This window comes from Nocardioides sp. FY1077, assembly GCF_058681775.1.
In genome coordinates, this window is sequence record NZ_JBZWDB010000001.1 from 1005505 (window position 1) to 1026597 (window position 21093).

General features: G+C 74.0%; 22 protein-coding genes. 13 read left to right on the top strand and 9 right to left on the bottom strand.

The features are described from left to right. Window positions 1-249 precede the first annotated feature (249 nt). Window positions 250-603, top strand: coding sequence for a histone-like nucleoid-structuring protein Lsr2 (locus tag AC4OR8_RS04700; protein ID WP_492164412.1), 354 nt, complete (start codon window positions 250-252; stop codon window positions 601-603). 200 nt (window positions 604-803) lie between these two features. Continuing rightward, the gene (locus AC4OR8_RS04705; RefSeq protein WP_492164413.1) at window positions 804-3398 is read left to right on the top strand and encodes an ATP-dependent Clp protease ATP-binding subunit; all 2595 of its coding nucleotides are present in this window, start codon (window positions 804-806) and stop codon (window positions 3396-3398) included. Between the two features lie 126 nt (window positions 3399-3524). Here AC4OR8_RS04705 and AC4OR8_RS04710 read toward each other — a convergent pair whose 3' ends face one another. Further along, entirely contained in the window at window positions 3525-4391 is an 867-nt protein-coding gene (locus AC4OR8_RS04710; RefSeq protein WP_492164414.1) for an HhH-GPD family protein, read from the bottom strand. 80 nt (window positions 4392-4471) lie between these two features. Here AC4OR8_RS04710 and AC4OR8_RS04715 point away from each other — a divergent pair, with 80 nt between their 5' ends. Continuing rightward, the gene (locus AC4OR8_RS04715) at window positions 4472-5335 is read left to right on the top strand and encodes a hypothetical protein (RefSeq protein ID WP_492164415.1); all 864 of its coding nucleotides are present in this window, start codon (window positions 4472-4474) and stop codon (window positions 5333-5335) included. Window positions 5336-5365: 30 nt separating this feature from the next. Here AC4OR8_RS04715 and disA read toward each other — a convergent pair whose 3' ends face one another. Together disA and radA are read right to left on the bottom strand one after the other, a co-directional pair. Beyond that, window positions 5366-6451, bottom strand: coding sequence for a DNA integrity scanning diadenylate cyclase DisA (gene disA / locus AC4OR8_RS04720; protein WP_492164416.1), 1086 nt, complete (start codon window positions 6449-6451; stop codon window positions 5366-5368). Window positions 6452-6596: 145 nt separating this feature from the next. After that, complete coding sequence (gene radA / locus AC4OR8_RS04725) at window positions 6597-8030, bottom strand: DNA repair protein RadA (protein WP_492164417.1); 1434 nt, start codon at window positions 8028-8030, stop codon at window positions 6597-6599. A 183-nt stretch (window positions 8031-8213) separates the two neighbouring features. Here radA and AC4OR8_RS04730 point away from each other — a divergent pair, with 183 nt between their 5' ends. Further along, window positions 8214-9245, top strand: coding sequence for a LacI family DNA-binding transcriptional regulator (locus AC4OR8_RS04730; protein ID WP_492164418.1), 1032 nt, complete (start codon window positions 8214-8216; stop codon window positions 9243-9245). Between the two features lie 10 nt (window positions 9246-9255). Here the strand turns inward: AC4OR8_RS04730 and AC4OR8_RS04735 are convergent, their stop codons facing one another. From AC4OR8_RS04735 to AC4OR8_RS04745, 3 genes are all read right to left on the bottom strand, one after another. Then, the gene (locus tag AC4OR8_RS04735) at window positions 9256-9846 is read right to left on the bottom strand and encodes a class I SAM-dependent methyltransferase (RefSeq protein WP_492164419.1); all 591 of its coding nucleotides are present in this window, start codon (window positions 9844-9846) and stop codon (window positions 9256-9258) included. A 107-nt stretch (window positions 9847-9953) separates the two neighbouring features. Next, on the bottom strand, window positions 9954-10592 hold the full coding sequence (locus tag AC4OR8_RS04740; protein WP_492164420.1) for a VOC family protein: 639 nt from the start codon (window positions 10590-10592) through the stop codon (window positions 9954-9956). A gap of 70 nt (window positions 10593-10662) precedes the next feature. Beyond that, window positions 10663-11490: a DUF3109 family protein gene (locus tag AC4OR8_RS04745; protein ID WP_492164421.1), complete on the bottom strand. Its 828-nt coding sequence runs from the start codon at window positions 11488-11490 to the stop codon at window positions 10663-10665. A gap of 78 nt (window positions 11491-11568) precedes the next feature. Here AC4OR8_RS04745 and AC4OR8_RS04750 point away from each other — a divergent pair, with 78 nt between their 5' ends. From AC4OR8_RS04750 to AC4OR8_RS04780, 7 genes are all read left to right on the top strand, one after another. Continuing rightward, window positions 11569-12504: a Ppx/GppA family phosphatase gene (locus tag AC4OR8_RS04750; protein WP_492164422.1), complete on the top strand. Its 936-nt coding sequence runs from the start codon at window positions 11569-11571 to the stop codon at window positions 12502-12504. A 50-nt stretch (window positions 12505-12554) separates the two neighbouring features. Further along, a complete protein-coding gene (locus AC4OR8_RS04755) occupies window positions 12555-13334 on the top strand; it encodes a sugar phosphate isomerase/epimerase family protein (RefSeq protein ID WP_492164423.1) in 780 nt (259 codons plus the stop codon). A gap of 42 nt (window positions 13335-13376) precedes the next feature. Then, window positions 13377-14327, top strand: a complete 951-nt coding sequence (locus tag AC4OR8_RS04760) for a proline dehydrogenase family protein (RefSeq protein WP_492164424.1) — start codon at window positions 13377-13379, stop codon at window positions 14325-14327. Between the two features lie 28 nt (window positions 14328-14355). Next, a complete protein-coding gene (gene proC / locus AC4OR8_RS04765; protein WP_492164425.1) occupies window positions 14356-15222 on the top strand; it encodes a pyrroline-5-carboxylate reductase in 867 nt (288 codons plus the stop codon). A 35-nt stretch (window positions 15223-15257) separates the two neighbouring features. Continuing rightward, on the top strand, window positions 15258-15971 hold the full coding sequence (locus AC4OR8_RS04770) for a mycothiol-dependent nitroreductase Rv2466c family protein (RefSeq protein WP_492164426.1): 714 nt from the start codon (window positions 15258-15260) through the stop codon (window positions 15969-15971). Window positions 15972-16043: 72 nt separating this feature from the next. Further along, window positions 16044-16442: a DUF4333 domain-containing protein gene (locus AC4OR8_RS04775; RefSeq protein ID WP_492164427.1), complete on the top strand. Its 399-nt coding sequence runs from the start codon at window positions 16044-16046 to the stop codon at window positions 16440-16442. Beyond that, window positions 16442-16975 carry a hypothetical protein gene (locus tag AC4OR8_RS04780; RefSeq protein WP_492164428.1) on the top strand — a complete coding sequence of 178 codons (534 nt, stop codon included), beginning with the start codon at window positions 16442-16444 and terminating at the stop codon, window positions 16973-16975. The genes AC4OR8_RS04775 and AC4OR8_RS04780 overlap by 1 nt, the downstream gene beginning before the upstream one ends. A gap of 24 nt (window positions 16976-16999) precedes the next feature. Here the strand turns inward: AC4OR8_RS04780 and AC4OR8_RS04785 are convergent, their stop codons facing one another. From AC4OR8_RS04785 to AC4OR8_RS04795, 3 genes are read right to left on the bottom strand one after another with little or no spacing between them, the layout of a single operon-like run. Then, window positions 17000-17518, bottom strand: a complete 519-nt coding sequence (locus AC4OR8_RS04785) for a hypothetical protein (protein WP_492164429.1) — start codon at window positions 17516-17518, stop codon at window positions 17000-17002. Further along, the gene (locus AC4OR8_RS04790; RefSeq protein WP_492164430.1) at window positions 17515-18855 is read right to left on the bottom strand and encodes a putative T7SS-secreted protein; all 1341 of its coding nucleotides are present in this window, start codon (window positions 18853-18855) and stop codon (window positions 17515-17517) included. The genes AC4OR8_RS04785 and AC4OR8_RS04790 overlap by 4 nt, the downstream gene beginning before the upstream one ends. Continuing rightward, window positions 18855-19271: a type VII secretion target gene (locus AC4OR8_RS04795; RefSeq protein WP_492164431.1), complete on the bottom strand. Its 417-nt coding sequence runs from the start codon at window positions 19269-19271 to the stop codon at window positions 18855-18857. Before AC4OR8_RS04795 ends, AC4OR8_RS04790 begins: the two co-directional genes overlap by 1 nt. 89 nt (window positions 19272-19360) lie before the next feature. Here AC4OR8_RS04795 and AC4OR8_RS04800 point away from each other — a divergent pair, with 89 nt between their 5' ends. Together AC4OR8_RS04800 and AC4OR8_RS04805 are read left to right on the top strand one after the other, a co-directional pair. Beyond that, a complete protein-coding gene (locus AC4OR8_RS04800; RefSeq protein WP_492164432.1) occupies window positions 19361-20548 on the top strand; it encodes an acetoin utilization protein AcuC in 1188 nt (395 codons plus the stop codon). A gap of 236 nt (window positions 20549-20784) precedes the next feature. Further along, window positions 20785-20991 carry a helix-turn-helix domain-containing protein gene (locus tag AC4OR8_RS04805; RefSeq protein ID WP_492164433.1) on the top strand — a complete coding sequence of 69 codons (207 nt, stop codon included), beginning with the start codon at window positions 20785-20787 and terminating at the stop codon, window positions 20989-20991. The last annotated feature ends 102 nt before the right edge of the window (window positions 20992-21093 follow it).

Consider the following 21093-nt stretch of genomic DNA (forward strand, 5'->3'; position numbering starts at 1 on the left):
CGAATTGACGCAGCGATTATCGGCGGGTCGCGCCGTCGCGGCGCGGGAGGTATTCCGGCCCGCCCTGCGACCACCATTACGGGGATTTCCGCCGGGGCGGCCGGCCGGTCGAAAAGAATTAACTCGCGAATTGCACCACGCGCTCCGCCGAGAATGCGCGCAACCGATTAACCGTGCGATGATCGGGAAAGCACTCGAATCCGTGCCGCCGGCACCCAGAGGTGTCGGTCACTCGCTGAAAGGTGAACCATGGCGCAGAAGATCCACATCGTCCTCGAGGACGACCTCGACGGCACCGAGGCCACCGAGACGGTGTCGTTCGGCCTCGACGGCACCTCCTACGAGATCGACCTGAACGACGAGCACGCCGCGGCGCTGCGCGACGCGCTGTCGACCTACGTCGGCCACGGTCGCAAGGTCGGCAACGCCCCCCGGCGCGGCCGCAAGGCCTCCGGTGGCTCGAGCGGCACAGGGGCGTCGACCGCCACCGACGGCGCCAGCGCCAAGGAGATCCGCGACTGGGCCCGCAGCAACGGCTACGAGGTGCCCGACCGCGGTCGCGTCTCCGCCGAGGTGCGCGAGGCCTACGACTCCGCTCACTGAGCAGCAGCACGACCGGCACGCCGGTCGTCCGCACGCCCGTCCCGGCCCGCCCCACGCGGTGCCGCGGCGGGCGTGTTCGCTGTCAGCGGACGCACCCGTGGTGCTGGGGGGGAACGCGTAGGCTGTCAGCGGGGTTGGACATTCCGTACCCTCCCTCCACCCAGGAGCGGACGGCCCCCCACCTGCACGAGGAGAAGCGCATGTTCGAGCGGTTCACAGACCGAGCCCGCCGGGTGGTCGTGCTGGCCCAGGAAGAGGCCCGCATGCTCTCCCACAACTACATCGGGACCGAGCACATCCTGCTCGGGCTCATCCACGAGGGAGAGGGCGTCGCGGCGAAGGCGCTGGAGAGCCTCGACATCTCCCTGGAGGCCGTGCGCGCCCAGGTCGAGGAGATCATCGGCCAGGGCCAGCAGGCCCCCAGCGGCCACATCCCGTTCACCCCGCGCGCCAAGAAGGTGCTCGAGCTGTCCCTGCGCGAGGCGCTGCAGCTCGGCCACTCCTACATCGGCACCGAGCACATCCTGCTCGGGCTGATCCGCGAGGGCGAGGGCGTCGCTGCCCAGGTGCTGCAGAAGCTCGGCGCCGACCTCAACCGCGTGCGCCAGCAGGTCATCCAGCTGCTGTCGGGCTTCCAGGGCAAGGAGTCGTCGCAGTCCGCGGCCGCCGCCACCGGCGCCGGCGGCGAGGCGCCGTCGTCCTCGCTGGTCCTCGACCAGTTCGGGCGCAACCTCACCCAGGACGCCCGCGACGGCAAGCTCGACCCCGTCATCGGGCGCGAGCAGGAGATCGAGCGGGTCATGCAGATCCTCTCGCGGCGCACGAAGAACAACCCCGTGCTGATCGGCGAGCCCGGCGTCGGCAAGACCACCGTCGTCGAGGGCCTGGCCCAGGACATCGTCAAGGGCAACGTGCCGGAGACGCTGAAGGACAAGCAGATCTACACCCTCGACCTGGGGGCCCTGGTCGCCGGCTCGCGCTACCGCGGTGACTTCGAGGAGCGCCTGAAGAAGGTGCTCAAGGAGATCCGCACCCGCGGCGACATCGTGCTGTTCATCGACGAGATCCACACCCTCGTCGGGGCCGGTGCGGCCGAGGGCGCGATCGACGCCGCCAGCATCCTCAAGCCGATGCTGGCCCGCGGTGAGCTGCAGACCATCGGTGCGACCACGCTCGACGAGTACCGCAAGCACCTCGAGAAGGACGCCGCCCTGGAGCGTCGTTTCCAGCCGATCCAGGTCGCCGAGCCGTCGATCGCCCACACGATCGAGATGCTCAAGGGGCTGCGCGACCGCTACGAGGCCCACCACCGCGTCACGATCACCGACGAGGCGCTGGTCTCGGCCGCCACCCTGGCCGACCGCTACATCTCCGACCGCTTCCTGCCCGACAAGGCCATCGACCTCATCGACGAGGCGGGCTCGCGCCTGCGCATCCGTCGGATGACGGCGCCGGCCGACCTGCGCGAGTACGACGACAAGATCGGCGAGGTCCGCCAGCGCAAGGAGGCCGCGATCGACGGCCAGGACTTCGAGGCCGCCGCGCGCCTGCGCGACGAGGAGAAGCAGCTCATGCTCAAGAAGTCCGAGCGTGAGAAGGCGTGGCGTGCCGGCGACATGGACGAGGTCGCCGAGGTCGACGAGGAGCTCATCGCCGAGGTGCTCGCCGTGGCGACCGGCATCCCGATCGTGAAGCTGTCGGAGGAGGAGTCCACGCGGCTGCTCAACATGGAGGACGAGCTCCACAAGCGGGTCATCGGCCAGGACGAGGCCGTCAAGGCGATCTCGCGGGCCATCCGCCGCACGCGTGCGGGTCTGAAGGACCCCAAGCGCCCCGGTGGGTCGTTCATCTTCGCCGGGCCCTCGGGCGTCGGCAAGACGTGGCTGTCGAAGACGCTGGCCGACTTCCTGTTCGGCGACGAGGACTCCCTCATCCAGCTCGACATGTCGGAGTTCAGCGAGAAGCACACCGTCTCGCGGCTCTTCGGCTCGCCTCCCGGCTACGTCGGCTACGAGGAGGGCGGCCAGCTCACCGAGAAGGTGCGGCGCAAGCCGTTCTCGGTGGTGCTGTTCGACGAGGTCGAGAAGGCCCACCCCGACATCTTCAACAGCCTGCTGCAGATCCTCGAGGAAGGTCGCCTGACCGACTCGCAGGGCCGGGTCGTGGACTTCAAGAACACCGTCATCATCATGACGACCAACCTCGGTACCCGCGACATCAACAAGTCGATCCACCTCGGCTTCAACCAGAGCGGGGACGCCGCCGGCTCCTACGAGCGGATGAAGGCGAAGGTGCAGGACGAGCTGAAGCAGCACTTCCGTCCGGAGTTCCTCAACCGCGTCGACGAGATCGTCGTCTTCCCGCCGCTGAACCGCGAGCAGATCGTCACGATGGTCGACAACATGATCGCCTCGGTCGAGCTGCGCATGCGCGACCGCGACATGCAGCTCGAGCTCACCCAGGCGGCGAAGAACCTGCTGGCCGAGCGGGGCTTCGACCCCGTGCTGGGTGCGCGCCCGCTGCGGCGCACCGTGCAGCGCGAGGTCGAGGACGTGCTGGCCGAGAAGATGCTGTTCGGCGAGATCGGCCCGGGCCAGATCGTGCTGGTCGACGTGGAGGGTGAGGGCCCCACGGCCCAGTTCACCTTCGAGGGCCAGAAGGTCGCGCAGCTGCCCGACGTGCCGCCCTTCGAGCCGGCCGGTGTCGAGCTCGGCGAGGCGCTCACCGAGGGCCTGAACGACGACGAGCCCGGCCCCAAGGACGTGCCGCGCGCGTCCGAGGGCGAGACGCCCTGACCGACCGGGCCTGACCGCCCGACCGCACGACAGCGACGCCCCGGACCTGCTGGTCCGGGGCGTCGCTGCGTCGTTGCGTCCGCTGCTGTGCCTGCACCCGCGTCGACGCGGCGAGCAGGGCGTGGGTCAGGGGAGGGCGTAGGTGTCCGGGCCGACCTGGGCGACCAGGGCGTCGGCCACCAGCCCGGCCAGGGCCCGTTCCCGCTGGCCCGGCTCCGACCACGCGGCCTCCAGGGTGGTGCGGTGCACCGGCCCGTCGCTGTCGCGCAGCACCGCGAGCAGCCGACCGCGGCACTGCCGGTCGGTGCCGGCCCAGGCCTGCGCCCGCCGCGGCGGCCCGTCGTACGCCGGCGACCCGGCCAGCCGCCAGGCGCACAGGTCGGCGACCGGGCAGTCCGCGCAGCGCGGCGCCCGCGCGGTGCAGACCAGGGCGCCGAGCTCCATGGTGGCCACCGCCCAGGTGGCGGCGGTGGCGTCGTCGTCGGGCAGCAGGGCCGTGGCCAGGTCGCGCTCGGCGCGGGTGGGGGCCGGGGTGGGCAGCTCGACGCCGCCGACGGCGCGGGCCAGCACCCGGCGCACGTTGGTGTCGAGCACGACGTGGCGCCGGCCGTGGGCGAACGACGCGATGGCCGCCGCGGTGTAGTCGCCGACGCCGGGCAGGGCCAGCAGGTCGGCGTAGCGGTCGGGCACCTGCCCGCCGTGTCGCTCGACCACCTCGGTGGCGGCGGCGTGCAGCCGCAGCGCGCGCCGGGGGTAGCCCAGGCGCCCCCAGGCCCGCACGGCCTCACCGGTCGGCTCGGCGGCGAGGTCGGCGGGGGTGGGCCAGCGCTCCAGCCACTGCGCGTGCACGGGCAGCACCCGCGCCACCGGCGTCTGCTGCAGCATGAACTCCGAGACCATCACCGACCACGCGGAGGCCTGCGGCCCACGCCACGGCAGGTCGCGGGCGTGGACGTCGTACCAGTCCAGGACCGGGGCGTGCAGCTGGCTCATCACCGCCATCCTCTCCCCGGTCGCCTCGCCTGCGGAGTGGCACCCCCACCTGCGCCCCGCCGGTGGCTACGGTGACCCGCATGGCGACGCTGACCCGGGGACCCCTGCCGGCCCGCGTGTACTGGCTGCGACGCGGCATCGTCCTCCTGCTCGCGCTGGTGCTGGTGCTGGGCATCGCCCGGCTGCTCGGTGCCTTCGGCGGCGGTGACGAGCCGACCGCCGCGCAGGTGGCCACCGACACGACCGCCGCCGACGCCGCTGCCGGTGCCACCGCCGACGCCAGCGCCACCACCGAGACCGACCCCACCCCGGCGCCCGACGAGCCCACCCAGGGCCCCACGGCGCCGGTGGCCCCCGGCGCCGGCGCGAGCGAGCCGACCCCCGAGGTCGGGGAGGTCGAGGCCGTGCCGGCGCTGCCCGACGGTCCGTGCTCCGACGGCGAGGTGGCGGTGACCCCGGTCGTCGACGAGGCCGTCGCGGGCCCCGACGGCGACGTCGTGGTGCGCCTGCAACTGCGCTCCCTCGACTCCGCGGCCTGCACCTGGTCGATCACGCCGCGCCAGCTCACGCTCAAGATCACCTCGGGCTCCGACGACATCTGGTCCACCCGTCAGTGCCCGCGCGCCGTGCCGACCCAGGAGGTCGTGGTGCGCAGCGCCGAGGCCAGCGTGGTCGAGGTCGAGTGGGGCGGTCGCCGCTCCGACGACGGGTGCTCCGCCGCCGCGGCCTGGGCGCTGCCCGGCACCTACCACGTCGCCGCCGCCGCGCTGGGTGGCGAGCCCGCCGACGAGAGCTTCCTGCTCACCGCACCGAGCGTCGAGGAGCCGGCCGCCGCCGACGAGCGCGACCGGTCGCGGGAGCGCGACGAGAAGGCCGACGAGCAGGCCGACGAGCAGGCCGACGCCGAGGCCGGCACGACGCCGAGCGAGCGCGCCGACGGCTGAGGCCCGGGGCCCGCACGCCGGGCTCGAGGCTCAGACGTAGCGCTCGAGGATCGTCGACTCCGCCAGTCGGGAGAGCCCCTCGCGGACGCTGCGGGCGCGCAGCTCACCGACGCCCTCGACGGCCTGCAGGTCGTCGATGCCGGCCGACAGCAGCTTCTGCAGCGTGCCGAAGTGCTCGACGAGCCGGTCGACCACCGAGCTGGGCAGCCGCGGCACCTTCGCCAGCAGCCGGTAGCCGCGGGGCGCCACGGCGCCGTCGAGGTGCTCGCCGTTGCCCAGGCCCAGCACCCGCGCGGTGGCGGCGGGGTCGACCAGCTCGGTGGGGCTGAGCGCCTCGAGGCGGCTGAGCAGCTCCTCGGGGCTCTTGGTGCGCCGCCCCGAGGGCAGGTAGTCGCGCACGACCAGCTGGCGCTCGGCGTCGACGCCGGTGACGAGCTCCTCGAGCTGCAGCGACAGCAGCCGGCCGTCGGTGCCGAGCTCGAGCACGTAGTCCTCGATCTCGCGGGCGATGCGGATGACCATCTCGAGGCGCTGGGCCACCACCGCGACGTCGCGCACCGTGACCAGGTCCTCGACCTCGAGGGCCGAGAGCGTGCTCGACACCTCGTCGAGGCGCAGCTTGTAGCGCTCCAGGGTGGCCAGGGCCTGGTTGGCGCGCGACAGGATCTTGCCGGAGTCCTCGAGCACGTGGCGGGTGGCGCCGACGTAGGCCGCGATGATCTGCATCGACTGCGACACCGAGATCACCGGGAAGCCGGTCTGCTTGGCGACGCGGTCGGCGGTGCGGTGGCGGGTGCCGGTCTCCTCCGACGGGATCGTGTGGTCGGGCATCAGGTGCACCGCCGCACGGTGGATGCGGGTGATGTCCTTGTCGACGATGATCGCGCCGTCCATCTTGGCCAGCTCGCGCAGGCCCGTGGCGGTGAACGGGACGTCGAGGGTGAAGCCGCCGGTGGCGATGGACTCCACGGTGCGGTCGTGGCCCAGCACGATCAGCGCACCGGTGCGCCCGCGCAGGATGCGCTCGAGGCCGTCGCGCAGCGACGTGCCGGGGGCGATCGAGGCGAGGGTGGCGCGCAGACGCAGCGTCTCGTCCGAGCTGTCGACGGCGGGCACGGGGTTCCTCCAGGATGCGGGGTGCGGCGCTCCGGCAGGCCGCTCTGCGGAGTCTAGGCGGCGCAGCCCCGCCCCGCCCGCAGATTGCCGGACCGTTCTTTACCCTGACGCGACCGGGCCGGCCCCCGTGGCGGCCGCGACCGGCTCAGGACTCCGCGGCCGGACGCAGCCGGGGCGCGCCGGCACCGTCGCGACCCACGAGCCGCAGCAGCCGTAGCGCGGAGGCGACGTCGGGCACGTCGAGCACCTTCATGCCGTCGACCACCCACGACTCGGGGGCGCGGGCCGTGCGGCCCGGCTCGGAGGGCACCACCGCCACCCGGAAGCCGAGGCGGGCGGCCTCCGCGATGCGCTGGGGCAGGTCGCGCACCCGGCGCAGCTCGCCGGCCAGGCCGATCTCGCCCATCGCCACGACGCCGGTGGGCGGGGCGACGCCGTGGCTGGCCGAGACCAGCGCCACGGCCAGGGCGAGGTCGCTGGCGGGCTCGTGCAGGCGGGCGCCGCCGACGGTGGAGGCGAAGACGTCGTGGGCGTGCAGGCGCACCCCGCAGTGCTGCTGCAGCACCGCGAGCACCATCGCCACCCGGGAGGAGTCGAGGCCCGAGGTGGTGCGCCGCGGGCGCTCCAGGGCCGAGGGCGTCACCAGCGCCTGCACCTCGGCCAGCAGCGGTCGCCGGCCCTCCATGGTGACCGCCACGCACGTGCCGGCGACCTGGCCGTGGTGCTGCTCGACGAACAGCCCGGTGGGGTCGGTGACCGCGGTGATGCCCTCGGCCGACAGGTCGAAGCAGCCGACCTCGTCGACGGGGCCGAACCGGTTCTTCATCGCGCGCACCATGCGGAAGCGCGAGTTGCGGTCGCCCTCGAAGTGGAGCACGACGTCGACGAGGTGCTCGAGCACACGAGGCCCGGCGATCGAGCCGTCCTTGGTGACGTGGCCGACGAGCACGGTGGTGATGTTGCGGGTCTTCGCCACCCGGATCAGCGCGGCGGCGACCTCCTTGACCTGGGTGACCCCACCGGGCACGCCGTCGATGCCGGAGGCGCCGATCGTCTGCACGGAGTCGACCACCAGCAGCGTGGGCCGGGTCTGCTCGATGTGGGTGAGCACGGCGCCCAGGTCGGTCTCCGCGGCGAGGTAGAGCTCGGGCTGCACCCCACCGGTGCGGTCGGCGCGCAGGCGCACCTGCGAGGCCGACTCCTCGCCGGTGACGTAGAGGGTGCGGTGGCGCAGGCGGGCGGTCTGCGCGGCCACCTCGAGCAGCAGGGTGCTCTTGCCGACACCGGGCTCGCCGGCCAGGAGGATGGCGGCGCCGGGCACCAGCCCGCCGCCCAGCACCCGGTCGAGCTCGGGCACGCCGCTGGTGCGGAACGACGACTCCGCCACCGACACCTCGCCGATGGGCACTGCCGGCGTGGTCACCGGCGCGGCGGCCGCGCGGTGCACGGGAGCGGAGGTCTCGGCCACCGAGCCCCACGCCTGGCACTCGCCGCAGCGGCCCACCCACTTGCCGGTCTCCCAGCCGCACTCGGTGCAGCGGTAGCCGGGTCGGGCCGCGCGGGGGGTCGTCTTCGCCATGGCGCCACGCTAGGCCAAGCCACCGACGGCCACCGACGGCCACCGACGCCCACCGGCACCGCGCGACCTCACCCGGGGGAAGGGGGGACGGCCGTCGCCACCGTGCTTATGCTGTCGTTTGGATCGATCAAGACCGTCGGGCACCGACGGGTGGCGAGCGGAGACGACGTGGGGGTCAGGGGCGTGCCTCGGGGCACCATCCGGGTGCCGGCCAGCCCGCCCACCCTGGCCGACGTCGCCGAGCGGGCCGGGGTGTCGCGCCAGACGGTGTCGAACGCCGTGAACAACCCCGACCTGCTGCGCGCCGACACCCTGCTGCGCGTGCAGGAGGCGATCGACGAGCTCGGCTACCTGCCCAACCGCGCCGCCCGCAACCTGCGCACGCGCGCCTCCCACCTCATCGGCCTGCGGATCACCGCGGCCCAGGAGGGCACGGCCAACGCCACGATGGACCGGTTCGTGCACTCCCTGGTGGAGACCTCCCACGCCGCCGGCTACCACGTGCTGCTGTTCGCCGGGGAGCCCGACGACCCGCTGTCGGGCTACGACGACCTGCTGCGCTCCACCGCGGTCGACGCGTTCGTGGTCACCGACACCTACCTCGGCAACCCGCAGGCCGGGTGGCTCGGGGCGCGCCGGGCACCGTTCGTGGCCTTCGGGCGCCCCTGGGACCACCCCACCTCCACCCACCCCTGGGTCGACGTCGACGGCGCCGCCGGCTGCGAGCTGGCCACCCGGCACCTCCTCGACCGCGGCCACGAGCGCATCGCCTGGATCGGCTGGCGCAAGGACTCCTGGATCGGCGAGGACCGCCGTGCCGGGTGGCACCGCGCGCTGCGCGAGCACGGCCTGCCGACAGCCGGCCTGGCCTCGCGGGTGGAGGACACCGTGGCCAGCGGCCGCGAGGCCGGCGCGGTGCTGCTCGACGAGGCGGCGCCGACGGCGTTCGTCTGCGCCTCCGACACCCTCGCGATGGGCGTGCTGCACACCCTGGCCGACCGCGGCCTGCAGCCCGGGCGCGACGTCGCGGTGGTGGGCTTCGACGACTCCCAGGTCGCGCAGGTGGTGCCGCCCGGGCTCACCTCCGTGCGCCAGCCGCTGGAGCAGGTGGCCAGCGAGGTGGTCGCCGCCCTCGAGGGGCTGGTGGGCCAGCCGTCGCGTCCCGGGGAGGGCGTGCTGCTGACCCCGACGCTGGCCGTCCGCGGCTCCAGCTGACCCGGCGCGGTCAGAACCGCTTCCACCACAGGTTGACGGCGTAGTCGACCTGGAGGCCCTCGTGGGTCGCCAGCGCCTCCTCGGCGACGGGTGCGGGCAGCTCCACGCGCACCACCGCCTCGAGGTCGGCGCGCGAGCCGAACGACCAGCCGACGTCGAGCGGCACCCGCGTCCACCCGCGGGTCGACCAGAAGCGCTCCACGACCTCGGGCGGGTCGAGGTGCGGGTAGCCGCGGCGGAACCACCCGCCGAACGTCGAGCGGGTGGGGTCGTTGTCGACGACGAACGCCGTGCCGCCGCGGGCCACGACCCGGTCGAGCTCGGCCAGGCCGGGCTCGCAGCCGGGACCGAAGAAGTAGGCCCAGCGCGCGTGCACGACGTCCACGCCGCCGTCGGGCAGCGGCACGGCCTGGGCGGTGCCGCGGCGGACGTCGACGTGCGCGAGCCGCCGGGTGCGGCGCGCGGCCAGGGCCAGCAGGTCGGGGTGGGGCTCGACGCCCACCACGGTGCGCGCGGTGCGGGCCCAGCGCGGCAGGTGGTAGCCGGTGCCGCAGCCGAGGTCGAGCACCCGCAGGCCGGCCCAGTCGTGCACCTCGGCCATCGCGGCCTCGATGCGACCCCCGGGATCGACGGCGCGGTTCTCGACCTCGTAGGTCTCGGTGTGGTGCCAGATGTTGGGGCTGGCGACCGTGCCGGGGAGGTGGGCGCTCAGAGGCGGACGAGCCCGGCGGGCGTCTGCAGCTGCACCGCGATGATGCCCGGCGCGCCGTGGGGGGCGACCCACTCCACCTTGATGTCCTCCAGCGGGGCCTCGACGGTCTCGCCGAGCCACTCGCTCACCCGCTGCGGGTCACCGGCGATCTCGAGGCAGGCCAGGGAGAACGCGCCGTCGGCGTCGTGGCTGGGGTGCAGGTCGGCCGGCACCTCCCACTGCAGGAAGAACGGGAGCTGGGGGTCGGCGATGAGCCCGTTGATGCCGATCTGCTTCCAGCGCAGCTCGGTGCCGTCGGGGCGGTGCCGGCTGCCCTTCGCGGCGGTGCGGCCCAGGCGCTGCTCGGCGACGGCGATGTCGTCGACGGCGACCGCCCAGCCCAGCCAGCCGCCGCCCAGGGCGGAGCGGGCGCGCACGGCCTGGCCGAACGGGGCCTTGTCGGAGGCGGGGTGGTCGAGGACCTCGACGATCTCGAGGTAGGTGCCCCCCGACATCGCGAGCGTCATGTTGCGGGTGCCGAAGCGGGGGTGCACCCCGCCGTCGACGAACTCGCGACCCAGCAGGCCCCCGATGCGCTGGGCGGTGCTGGCGAGGCCGTCGGGTCCGGCGGCGTAGGAGAGGTGGTCCAGGCGCATGTCAGGAATTGTGGACACCCCGCCACCGGTGCTTGACACCGGGGTCCCGGTCTCTCGATGTCGAGAGGCTTTACCCGCCCGGACGGGGGTCGGCGGGGTGCAGGGCCAGCAGGCTGCGCGAGCGCACGTGCGCCTCGCAGTGCCGCACGAGCTCGGCGTAGGCGCCCTCGCCCATCAGCGCGACGAGCTCGGGGCGGTTGGTCACGTAGAGCGGCTCGGGGGCCACGTGGGCCTCGGTGTTGCCCGAGCAGTACCAGTCCAGGTCGTGCCCGCCGGGACCCCACCCGCGCCGGTCGTACTCGCCGATCGACACCTCGGTGTACGTCGTGCCGTCGGCCTGCTCGACGTCGCGGAACGTGCGGCGCAGCGGCAGCTGCCAGCACACGTCGGGCTTGGTCTCGAGAGGGTCGCGACCCTCCTGCAGCGCCAGCGCGTGCAGCGCGCAGCCGGCGCCGCCCGCCGCGGCCGGGCTGCCCGGGGTGCCCGGGTCGGCGAGCGGGGTGAAGCCGGGGCGGTTCTGGAACACGCAGGCCGACTGCCCGTCGACCTCGGTGACCCGGGTCTTGCGCGCGCCCTCGTCGTCGGTCTCCACCCAGTGCGCGGCGGTGACCTCGGCGTCCTCCCCGAGGACGGCGGAGCGCTGCTGCCACAGCCGGTCGTCGAGCCGGGCGACCTCGGCGGCCACCCGGGCCTCGTCGGCCTCGTCGGAGAAGTGCGCCCCGAGGGTGCAGCAGCCGACGTCGGGGGCGTCGGCGTAGATGCCGGCGCAGCCGCTGCCGAAGATGCAGGTCCAGCTCGAGGTGAGCCAGGTGAGGTCGCAGCGCATCACCTCGTCGGCGTCGTCGGGGTTGGCGAACTCCACCCACGCACGCGGGAACACCAGGTCGACCTCGGGCACCCGCGCAGCCTACGGGCCGGCGCCCGAGGCGCGGGCGGGGCGACGGGGGGCGGGCCCCGCGCGGAGTACCTTGGTCCCATGCGTCTGGGCGTCCTCGACATCGGCTCGAACACGGGCCACCTCCTCGTCGTCGACGCCCACGGCGGCGCCGCGCCGCTCCCGGCGTACTCCTACAAGGAGCCGTTGCGCCTCGCCGAGGTGCTGGACGACGACGGCGCGGTCTCGCCCGCCGGCGTCGAGGCGCTCACGGCGTTCACCGCGCAGGCCCTGGTGGTGGCCGAGGACAAGGGCTGCGAGGAGATGGTGGGGTTCGCCACCTCCGCGGTGCGCGACGCCACCAACGCCGACGCCGTGCTCGACCACGTCGCCGAGCGCACCGGTGTGCGCATCGAGGTGCTCTCCGGCGAGGACGAGGCGCGGCTGACCTTCCTCGCCGTGCGGCGCTGGTTCGGCTGGTCGGCCGGGCGGCTCACCGTCTTCGACATCGGCGGCGGCTCGCTCGAGATCGCCGGCGGCGCCGACGAGGCCCCCGACGTGGCGTGGTCGCTGCCGCTCGGCGCGGCCCGGCTGGCGCGGGAGTGGTTCGGCGGCGGAGCCCCCGACGACGACGCAGTGAAGGCGCTGCGCAAGCAGGTGCGCGCCGAGGTGGCCCGCGACGCCGGCACGCTCCTGCGCGCCGGGACGCCCGACCGCGCCGCCGCGACGTCCAAGACCTTCCGCTCGCTGGCCCGCATCTGCGGCGCCGCGGCGTCGGGGGAGGGCCCGCTGGTGCCGCGGCTGCTCCCGCTCGACGAGCTGTGCGCCTGGATCCCGAAGCTGGTGGCGATGAGCCACGAGGAGCTCTCGGCCCTGCCCGGCGTCTCGCCCAGCCGCGCCCACCAGATCGTGGCCGGGGCGCTGGTGGCCGAGGCGTGCATGGACCTCTTCGACCTGTCCGCGCTCGAGATCTGCCCCTGGGCGCTGCGCGAGGGCGTCATCCTCGAGCGGCTCGACGCCCTCAGCGTGCTCGGCTGACCCCCGCCGGCCGACCGGCCGGCGTGCCCCACCGGCGATCCAGGACCCCCATGACCCGCATCGGCCTGTCCACCTCCTCGGTCTACCCCGACTCGGTCGCCCACGCGTTCGCCGACGCCGTGCGGCTGGGCTACGACGCGGTGGAGGTGATGGTGGCCCTCGACCGGGTGAGCCAGCAGCCCACCGCCGTGCGCCAGCTCTCCGAGCACCACGAGATGCCGGTCTGCTCCGTGCACGCGCCGTGCCTGCTGTTCACCCAACGGGTGTGGGGCACCGAGCCGTGGGAGAAGCTGCAGCGCTCCGCCGACATGGCCCACGAGGTCGGCGCCGAGGTGGTCGTGGTGCACCCGCCGTTCCGCTGGCAGAAGGACTACGCCCGCGGGTTCGTCGACGGCATCGCGGCCCTCGAGGAGTCCACCGGCATCCGGTTCGCGGTCGAGAACATGTACCCGTGGCGGGCGACGTCGACGCGCGGGGTCGAGATGTACGTGCCGGGCTGGGACCCCTCCACCGAGCCGTACGCCAACACCACCATCGACCTCTCCCACGCCGCGATCGCGGGCTCCGACGTGGTCGAGATGGCCGAGCGGATGGGCCCGGCGCTGCGCCACGTGCACCTCACCGACGGCAGCGGCTCGGCCAAGGACGAGCACCTCGTGCCGGGGCGGGGCGTGATGGGCGCCGACCGGTTCCTGCGCCACCTCGCGGGCTCCGGGTTCGGGGGCGACATCGTGCTGGAGATCAACACCCGGCGCGCGTCGGGGCCCGAGGAGCGCGACGCCGACCTGCGCGACTCCCTCGCCTTCGCCCGCGAGCACTTCCGGCCCTGACCGGCCCGGTCACCGCCGCGGGCGGCGTCGTAGATTGGCGCCATGCCCCTGCTCCGCCAGCCGCTGCTCCTGCTCGCCCGCAGCCCCCAGGTCAAGAAGCTCGTCAGCACCATGCCGGTCTCGGCCGGCGTCGTGCGCAGCCACGTGCCGGGGGAGACCACCGAGTCGGCGGTCACCGCCACCGCCGCGCTGGCCGAGGACGGGCTGAAGGTCACCCTCGACTTCCTCGGCGAGGACACCAGCGACCTGGCCCAGGCCGAGGCCACGGTCGCGGCGTACGTCGAGGTGCTGCAGGCCCTCTCCGCGCGCGGGCTGACCCGCGGTGCCGAGGTGTCGGTCAAGCTCAGCGCGATCGGGCAGTTCCTGCCCGTCGACGTCGCCCCGGGCGGTGGTCACAAGGTGGCGCTGGAGCACGCCCGCACGATCTGCCGGGCCGCGCGCAACGCCGGCACGTCGGTGACCCTCGACATGGAGGACCACACCACCACCGACTCGACGCTGGCGATCCTGCGCGACCTGCGCAAGGACTTCCCGGAGACCGGCGCGGTGCTGCAGGCCTACCTCCACCGCACCGAGTCCGACTGCCGCCAGCTGGCCTACGAGGGCTCGCGGGTGCGGCTGTGCAAGGGCGCCTACGCCGAGCCCGAGGACGTCGCGTTCCAGGACCGTCTCGAGGTCGACCGCTCCTACGTGCGCTGCCTCAAGGTGCTGATGGCCGGCCAGGGCTACCCGATGGTGGCCACCCACGACCCGCGGATGGTCGAGATCGCCTCGTCGCTGGCCAGCCGCTACGGGCGCCAGCCGGGCAGCTACGAGTTCCAGATGCTCTACGGCATCCGGCCCGACGAGCAGCGGCGCCTGGCCGCGGCCGGCGAGACCGTGCGGGTCTACCTGCCCTACGGCACCGAGTGGTACGGCTACCTGATGCGACGCCTCGCCGAGCGCCCGCAGAACCTGACATTCTTCCTCCGGTCGCTCGTCTCGAAGTCCTGACCCGACGCCGCCGCACGAGAGGCTCCTGATGGCGCAGCCCAGCCCGGACCAGCCCGCCGACACCTCGGCCGACACCTCCGGCGGCACCCCCCGCCGCCGCACCGCCGTCATCGGCGCCGGCGTGATGGGCGAGGCGCTGCTCTCGGGCCTGGTGCGTGCCGGACGCCGCGTCGACCGGCTGCTGGTGGGGGAGAAGCGCCCCGAGCGGGCCCGCGAGCTCGAGGAGCGCTACGGCGTGGCCGTGGTCGGCAACCTCGAGGCGGCGTCGGGCTCCGACACCGTCGTGCTGGTGGTCAAGCCGCAGGACATGGCCGAGGTGCTGGCCGAGATCTCGCCGGTGCTGCGCGCGGGGCAGCTGGTGGTCTCGCTGGCGGCCGGCACGACCACGTCGTACATCGAGGCGCGCGTGCCCGAGGGTGTCGCGGTGGTGCGGGTCATGCCGAACACCCCGGCGCTGGTCGACGAGGGCATGGCGGCGGTCTCGCCGGGCTCGCACTGCAGCGAGGCCGACCTGGCCGAGGCCGAGTCGCTGATGGCCTCGGTGGGCCGGGTGCTGCGCATCCCGGAGCGCCAGCAGGACGCCGTCACCGCGATCTCCGGGTCGGGCCCGGCGTACCTCTTCTTCGTCGTGGAGTCGATGATCGAGGCCGGGGTGCACCTCGGCCTGCCGCGCGCCACCGCCACCGACCTGGTCATCCAGACCGTGGTGGGCTCGGGGAAGATGCTGCGCGAGACCGGGACCCACCCCACCGTGCTGCGCGAGCAGGTGACCTCACCGGGCGGCACCACCGCCTCCGCGCTGCGCGAGCTCGAGGCGCACGGTGTGCGGGCGGCGTTCCTCGGCGCGATGGAGGCCGCCCGCGACCGCTCGCGGGCGCTGGCCGAGGGCAGCTGAGCCCGCCACCGGACGCGGCGTGCCAGGCTGGGCGCATGAGCGACGCCGACGTCCGGTTCTGGTTCGATCCCGTCTGCCCGTTCGCCTGGCTGACCAGCCGCTGGGTGCGCACGGTGCAGCAGCAGCGCGGGCTGACGGTGGAGTGGCGGTTCATCTCGCTGCGCCTGCTCAACGCCCACGTGGACTACGACTCCCACTTCCCGGGCGGCTACGAGGCCGGCCACACCGCCGGCCTGCGGATGCTGCGGGTGTGCGCGCAGGCGCGTGACGACCACGGCCCCGAGGCGGTGTCCCGGCTCTACCCCGCCCTGTCGACCCGCGTCCTCGACGTGGCGCCCGAGGACTACGACCCCACCGACCTCGACGCCCTGGTCGCCGCGGCGCTGGCCGAGGCGGGGCTCCCGGCGTCGCTGGCCGCCGCGCTCGACGACACCGGTCGCGACGCGCAGCTGCAGGACGAGACCGACGAGGCGCTGGCGCTGACCGGCAAGGACGTCGGCACCCCGATCCTGCACATCGCCCCGCCCGACGGCGCGGCGTTCTTCGGGCCGGTCATCAGCCGGCTGCCCAGCGACGACGACGCCGCCCGGCTCTGGGACCACGTCGTCGGGCTGGCGACGTTCCCCGGCTTCGCCGAGCTCAAGCGCAGCCTGCGCGAGGCCCCGCAGCTGCGGGCGTTCGGCGTGGAGGAGGGCGACGTCGGCGTCGCCGAGGACTGGCACGCCGGGAGTCGCAGGCAGAAGCGGTAGGCGGGTCGGCGCCCACTAGGGTGATGGTGCCGACCGTGCTGACCGGACCCGCACCACCGTCTCGGAGGACCCATGAAGCCCCGCGCCCCGTTCCCTTCCCTGCTCTCCCGGACCGCAGGCAGGACCGCCGCCGCCGTGGCCGGCGCCGTCCTCCTCGTGGGCTGCTCCGGGTCGGCGGACGTCGACCTCGGGGCGGACGAGGAGGCGCCGTCCGCCTCCGACCCGGCCTCCGACGCGCCGGCCCTGGACCAGGCCGAGGTCGAGGACCAGGTGTCGACGCAGCTCGCGGAGGAGGTCGGGCAGGCCCCCGACTCCGTCGACTGCCCCGGCGACCTCGCCGCCGTCGTGGGGGAGACCATGGAGTGCACGTTGAGCGCCGGCCCCGACACGGTGGGCCTGACGGTCACGGTCACCAGTGTCGAGGACGACCGGGCGCTGTTCGACATCCAGGTCGACGACGAGGTGCAGTGATGGGATCACCCGCCGCCCACGAGCTCCTGCGCGGGGTGCAGGCCGCCACCGAGGGCACGCCGTACGTCGTCACCGAGACCGACGAGGGCTTCGACGTCACCCTCGACGTCGTTGACGCCCAGTGGTACGGCGTGCTGAACAAGGCCGGCCTGAGCAAGGTGTACGTGCACCACGTGGCCGTGCCGGAGCGCGGCTTCTACACGATCACCGACGACGCACGCACCGTCGAGTGGGTGGCCGGGGTGCCGCGCACCGCTGCCAGCGCGGAGCGGGTCCACGGTCGGGTGCGCGAGTTCGGCGTGCAGAAGGTCTGGGCGTTCGACGAGCACGGCCGGTTCGGCGTGCAGGCCGACTACCGCTTCAACTCCGAGGAGGGTCGCGACCTGATCACCGGGGTCGCCGAGCAGCTGGGGTGGCAGTCGCGGCGCGGCGCCGCGGAGAAGACCGGGATCGTCTTCGGGATCATCGGCGGCGTCGGTGCGCTCGTCGTCGTGGTCGTGCTGGTCGTGCTGGCGCTGCTCGGCAAGTTCTGAGCGGCTGCCCCGCGGCCTGCGGGGCTACCGCTCGCCGGCCGCGACGACGCCGTCGCCCTCGACGACCTGCACCGTGGCCATGAACGTCTGGAACTCCCGCCCGACCTGCTCGAACTGGGCGAAGGTGCAGGTCAGGGTGTAGATGACGACCGCACGCCGGCGCGGGTCGTCGACCGCGACGAGCTCGGTCAGCACCTGGGCCTGGCGCAGGTCGAACAGCGTGCCGTCGATGGTGGCCACCGCCCCGAGGGACTGGGTGATGGCGGGGGCCAGGTCGGAGGGGATCTGCGTGCGCTTGACCAGCTCGACCTCGTCGGCCTGGGCGCGCAGCTTGACCAGCGACTCGTCGGCGATGCGGGTCAGCGTGGCGCCGTCGGTGCGCCAGTCGCCGCTGATGGTGATCGTCGGGCTGTAGCCGCCCGGCAGGCCGCGGCGCACCGCGAGGAACGCGGCGTTGGTGACGCCCAGGCTGGCCGGCTCCACCGCCTCCCACGAGGTGTGGGGCAGCTCGAAGCGGATCGGGACGGGCAGGGTCGTGCTCATGACAGGAGTCCTCCGATGCCCTCGATGATGTCGCCGCCGGTGTCGGCCATCTTGTCGAAGTCGAGGGTGACGCTGCCGCTGACCTTGCCACCGAGGCCGAACGCGAGTCCGCCCGACCCCCCGACGGTGAGCTTGCCGTCGTCCATGCCGACCGTGACGTCGCCGCTCGCGCCGATACCGGCCCAGCCCTCGGCACCGACCTCGCCGCCGACGCCGCCGACGTCGCCCTCGGCGCTGACGCCGGCCTTGGCGCCGGCGAAGACCTCGCCGCCGGCGTGCACGCCCTCCTTGCCGATCTTCGCCTCGCCCTCCGCGCTGGCGCCGACGAACGCGTCGCCCGACGCGCCGACGGCCGCAGGGCCGTACTCCGCACCGACCGAGCCCTCGGCGCCCGCGAGGACCGCCTTGGCGTCGGCCGACGCGCTCAGGCCGTCCTTGCTGATCGACCCGCCGGCGCTGGCCTCGGCACCGAGCAGGGTGACCGAGCCGTCGGCGTCCACCTTGACGTCGCCGTAGTAGTCCTCCCACGACCCCTCGGCACCCCAGACGTGGGCCTTGCCCTCGACGGAGCCGAAGTCGATCTTGAAGGGGCTGTCCTTGTCACCCTCGCCCTCGGGGTCCTTGCCGTCGGGCCCCTTGGTGGGGTCCTTGCCGAAGGTGCTCTCGAAGCCGTCCCAGCTGAAGCTGGGTCCCTCCGCGCTGCCGCTGGCGCTGGGGCCGCTGCTGGAGCCCTCGGTCTTGGCGCCCTCGAGCCCGCCGAGGGCCTTGACCGCGGTGGCCCCGGCCGCGTCCAGGGCCTCGCGGGCGTCGTCGAGGATGCGCTGGGCCTCCTCGCGCAGCGGCGCCCCGGGGTCGACGAACGGGCCGGGCCGCGAGGGGCCGATGCTGGGTGGCGCGCTGCCGCCGTAGGTGGGCACCTGCACGGGGCGGGAGACGTAGGCGTTGTAGGCCTCGACGGCGTCGTTGTGCTGCCTCACCGCGGTGGCGGTGGCCTCCTCGCCCTCCTGCCACTTCGCGATGGCGTCGGCCGCGCGCGACTGGGCGGTGGTCAGCGCGGCGGAGTACGTCGACAGCGCGCTGCCGGCCTTGCCGAGCAGGTCGGCGTAGACGGCCCACTTGTCGCTCTCCGCGGAGCGCTTCGAGGTGTAGGCAGGGGATCCCACGCCGCCCTGCCACCCCTCGACGGTGACGCCGTCGAAGGTGTCGGCGAGACCGCCGACACGGCTGGACTCGTCCGAGAGCGCCGTGGCGGTGGCACTGACCTTGGACGGCTCGCCCTTGATCAACGCCTTGGGGTCGCTCGTCGCGCCGAGCTCGGCGCCGTCGGGGAGCGTCATCACTCACCACCCGGCAGCGGCGGGCCGTAGACGGGGCGCTCGGCGAACGGGGCGCTGGGCGCCGTCCCCGGCAGGAGCGGGAATCCCGGGTCGGCGAACGGGCTGCTGAACGGGCCGTCGGGGCCGTTCAGGAACGGCGAGCGGAACCCCTCGGCGTTGCGCTGGTCGGTGGTCTCGTAGACCTGGGCCGAGGTGCGCAGGTCGGCGGCGAGCTGCCCCGCCCCGGCGTGCAGGGCCTCGTGGGCGTTGGTGCACTGCTCGGAGACGGCCACCAGCCAGGCGGCCAGCTCGACGTGGCCGATCGTCTCGGGGTCGGCCCCGTCGATGGTGACCGGTGTCGTGCCGAGCGTGTCGGCGACGCCGTCGTACTCGTTGGCAGCGGCGCGCAGCTCGCTGACCAGGACCTCGAAGCTCATGACGGACCTCGTGCTCGCGGGAAGGACCACCGGCGTCTACCCCCGGCGCGACGGGAGAAACCCCGCACCCGCGGGGTAGCGTCGCCGACGTGCTCGCCTGTGCCGGTCCCTCGTCGGTGGTCTTCGACCCCAGCCTGACCGACTACGACTTCGGCCCCGGCCACCCGATGTCGCCGCTGCGCGTCGACCTCACCCTGCGCCTGGCCGAGGAGCTCGGGGTGGTGGGCGGCGCCGGCCTGCGGGTGGTGCCGGCCCCGAGCGCCGACGAGGAGCTGCTCGCCACCGTGCACGACGCGGCCTTCATCGAGGCGGTGCAGCGGGCAGGTGCCTCGGGCGAGCCGGCACCGGGCTTCGGCCTCGGCACCGAGGACGACCCGGTCTTCCGCGGGATGCACGAGGCCTCCGCCCACATCGTCGGCGCGAGCGTGGAGGCCTTCCGCCAGGTGTGGTCGGGGGAGTCGCTGCACAGCGCCAACGTCTCCGGCGGGCTGCACCACGCCATGCGCGAGCGGGCCAGTGGCTTCTGCATCTACAACGACGTCGCCGTGGGCATCCGCTGGCTGCTCGACCAGGGCGTCGAGCGGGTCGCCTACGTCGACGTCGACGCGCACCACGGTGACGGCGTGGAACGCGCGTTCTGGGACGACCCCCGCGTGCTGACGGTGTCGCTGCACGAGACCGGCCAGCTGCTGTTCCCCGGCACCGGCGCGGCCACCGACGTGGGCGGCGAGGGCGCCGAGGGGTCGGCCGTCAACGTCGCGCTGCCGCCCGGCACGGGCGACGCCGGGTGGCTGCGCGCCTTCCACGCCGTGGTGCCCCCGCTGCTGCGCGACTTCGCGCCCCAGGTGCTGGTCACCCAGCAGGGCTGCGACTCCCACGCCGACGACCCCCTGGCCCACCTGGTGCTGTCGGTGGACGGGCAGCGCGCGGCGTACCTGGCCCTGCACGAGCTCGCCCACGAGGTGGCCGGCGGGCGCTGGGTGGCGCTCGGCGGCGGGGGCTACGAGCTGGTGCAGGTCGTGCCGCGTGCCTGGACGCACCTGCTCGCGGTCGTCGGCGGCGTCCCGCTCGACCCCGCGACGCCCACCCCGGGCGGGTGGCGCGAGCACGTCGAGCACCACGTGGGCGTGAGCGCCCCGCTGCGGATGACCGACGGGCAGGTCCCGTCGTGGCGCGAGTGGGGCGAGGGGTACGACCCCGACACCTGGCTCGACCGCGCGGTGCACCAGACCCGGATGGCGGTCTTCCCGCTGCACGGGCTCGACCCGATGCCCTGAGGCGGCCCGTGCCGGCCACCGGGCTCGTCCGGCGCGCCTCCGCGCCTCCGGGAGCCGTCCGTGGGGCTGGGCGAGTGCGGCCGCGACGCCGTCCGCAACACGACACGCCGAGGGATCGCAGATTCCCCGCTGTCCCCTCTTCCCCACGAGTCACTCGTGGCCCTAGTCTCACGCCTACGCGGCCGTGGGCACTGGCGGGGAAGCCAGTGGCGTGCTGCACAGAAAGTCGGTGCTCGATGGTGAACAGCTCGTCCGGGGACATCTCGGAGGCGAACTTCCTGACCGTTGCCGAGGTGGCGGCCATGATGCGTGTGTCGAAGATGACGGTCTACCGCCTCGTCCACAACGGCGACCTGGCCGCGGTCCGCGTGGGCCGCTCGTTCCGGGTCCGCGAGGAGGACGCGAACGAGTACATCCGGCGCAGCTTCTACGACGCCGGCTGACCCGCCGCGTCCCACGGCCCCGACGTCCGGCCGGGGGAGGCGATTCTTCGGCTCGCGCGGCGCCGGATAGGCTGTCCCGGTCCTGCGTCACCACGCGGGACT

What these genes read in the sequence shown, in the direction of transcription:
- AC4OR8_RS04700 (WP_492164412.1), top strand. Translation starts at nt 250, where the DNA reads ATGGCGCAGAAGATCCACATCGTCCTCGAGGACGACCTCGACGGCACC.
- AC4OR8_RS04705 (WP_492164413.1), top strand. Translation starts at nt 804, where the DNA reads ATGTTCGAGCGGTTCACAGACCGAGCCCGCCGGGTGGTCGTGCTGGCC.
- AC4OR8_RS04710 (WP_492164414.1), bottom strand. Translation starts at nt 4,391, where the DNA reads ATGAGCCAGCTGCACGCCCCGGTCCTGGACTGGTACGACGTCCACGCC.
- AC4OR8_RS04715 (WP_492164415.1), top strand. Translation starts at nt 4,472, where the DNA reads ATGGCGACGCTGACCCGGGGACCCCTGCCGGCCCGCGTGTACTGGCTG.
- radA (WP_492164417.1), bottom strand. Translation starts at nt 8,030, where the DNA reads ATGGCGAAGACGACCCCCCGCGCGGCCCGACCCGGCTACCGCTGCACC.
- AC4OR8_RS04735 (WP_492164419.1), bottom strand. Translation starts at nt 9,846, where the DNA reads ATGGCCGAGGTGCACGACTGGGCCGGCCTGCGGGTGCTCGACCTCGGC.
- AC4OR8_RS04740 (WP_492164420.1), bottom strand. Translation starts at nt 10,592, where the DNA reads ATGCGCCTGGACCACCTCTCCTACGCCGCCGGACCCGACGGCCTCGCC.
- AC4OR8_RS04750 (WP_492164422.1), top strand. Translation starts at nt 11,569, where the DNA reads ATGCGTCTGGGCGTCCTCGACATCGGCTCGAACACGGGCCACCTCCTC.
- AC4OR8_RS04755 (WP_492164423.1), top strand. Translation starts at nt 12,555, where the DNA reads ATGACCCGCATCGGCCTGTCCACCTCCTCGGTCTACCCCGACTCGGTC.
- AC4OR8_RS04760 (WP_492164424.1), top strand. Translation starts at nt 13,377, where the DNA reads ATGCCCCTGCTCCGCCAGCCGCTGCTCCTGCTCGCCCGCAGCCCCCAG.
- proC (WP_492164425.1), top strand. Translation starts at nt 14,356, where the DNA reads ATGGCGCAGCCCAGCCCGGACCAGCCCGCCGACACCTCGGCCGACACC.
- AC4OR8_RS04770 (WP_492164426.1), top strand. Translation starts at nt 15,258, where the DNA reads ATGAGCGACGCCGACGTCCGGTTCTGGTTCGATCCCGTCTGCCCGTTC.
- AC4OR8_RS04775 (WP_492164427.1), top strand. Translation starts at nt 16,044, where the DNA reads ATGAAGCCCCGCGCCCCGTTCCCTTCCCTGCTCTCCCGGACCGCAGGC.
- AC4OR8_RS04780 (WP_492164428.1), top strand. Translation starts at nt 16,442, where the DNA reads ATGGGATCACCCGCCGCCCACGAGCTCCTGCGCGGGGTGCAGGCCGCC.
- AC4OR8_RS04785 (WP_492164429.1), bottom strand. Translation starts at nt 17,518, where the DNA reads ATGAGCACGACCCTGCCCGTCCCGATCCGCTTCGAGCTGCCCCACACC.
- AC4OR8_RS04790 (WP_492164430.1), bottom strand. Translation starts at nt 18,855, where the DNA reads ATGACGCTCCCCGACGGCGCCGAGCTCGGCGCGACGAGCGACCCCAAG.
- AC4OR8_RS04795 (WP_492164431.1), bottom strand. Translation starts at nt 19,271, where the DNA reads ATGAGCTTCGAGGTCCTGGTCAGCGAGCTGCGCGCCGCTGCCAACGAG.
- AC4OR8_RS04805 (WP_492164433.1), top strand. Translation starts at nt 20,785, where the DNA reads ATGGTGAACAGCTCGTCCGGGGACATCTCGGAGGCGAACTTCCTGACC.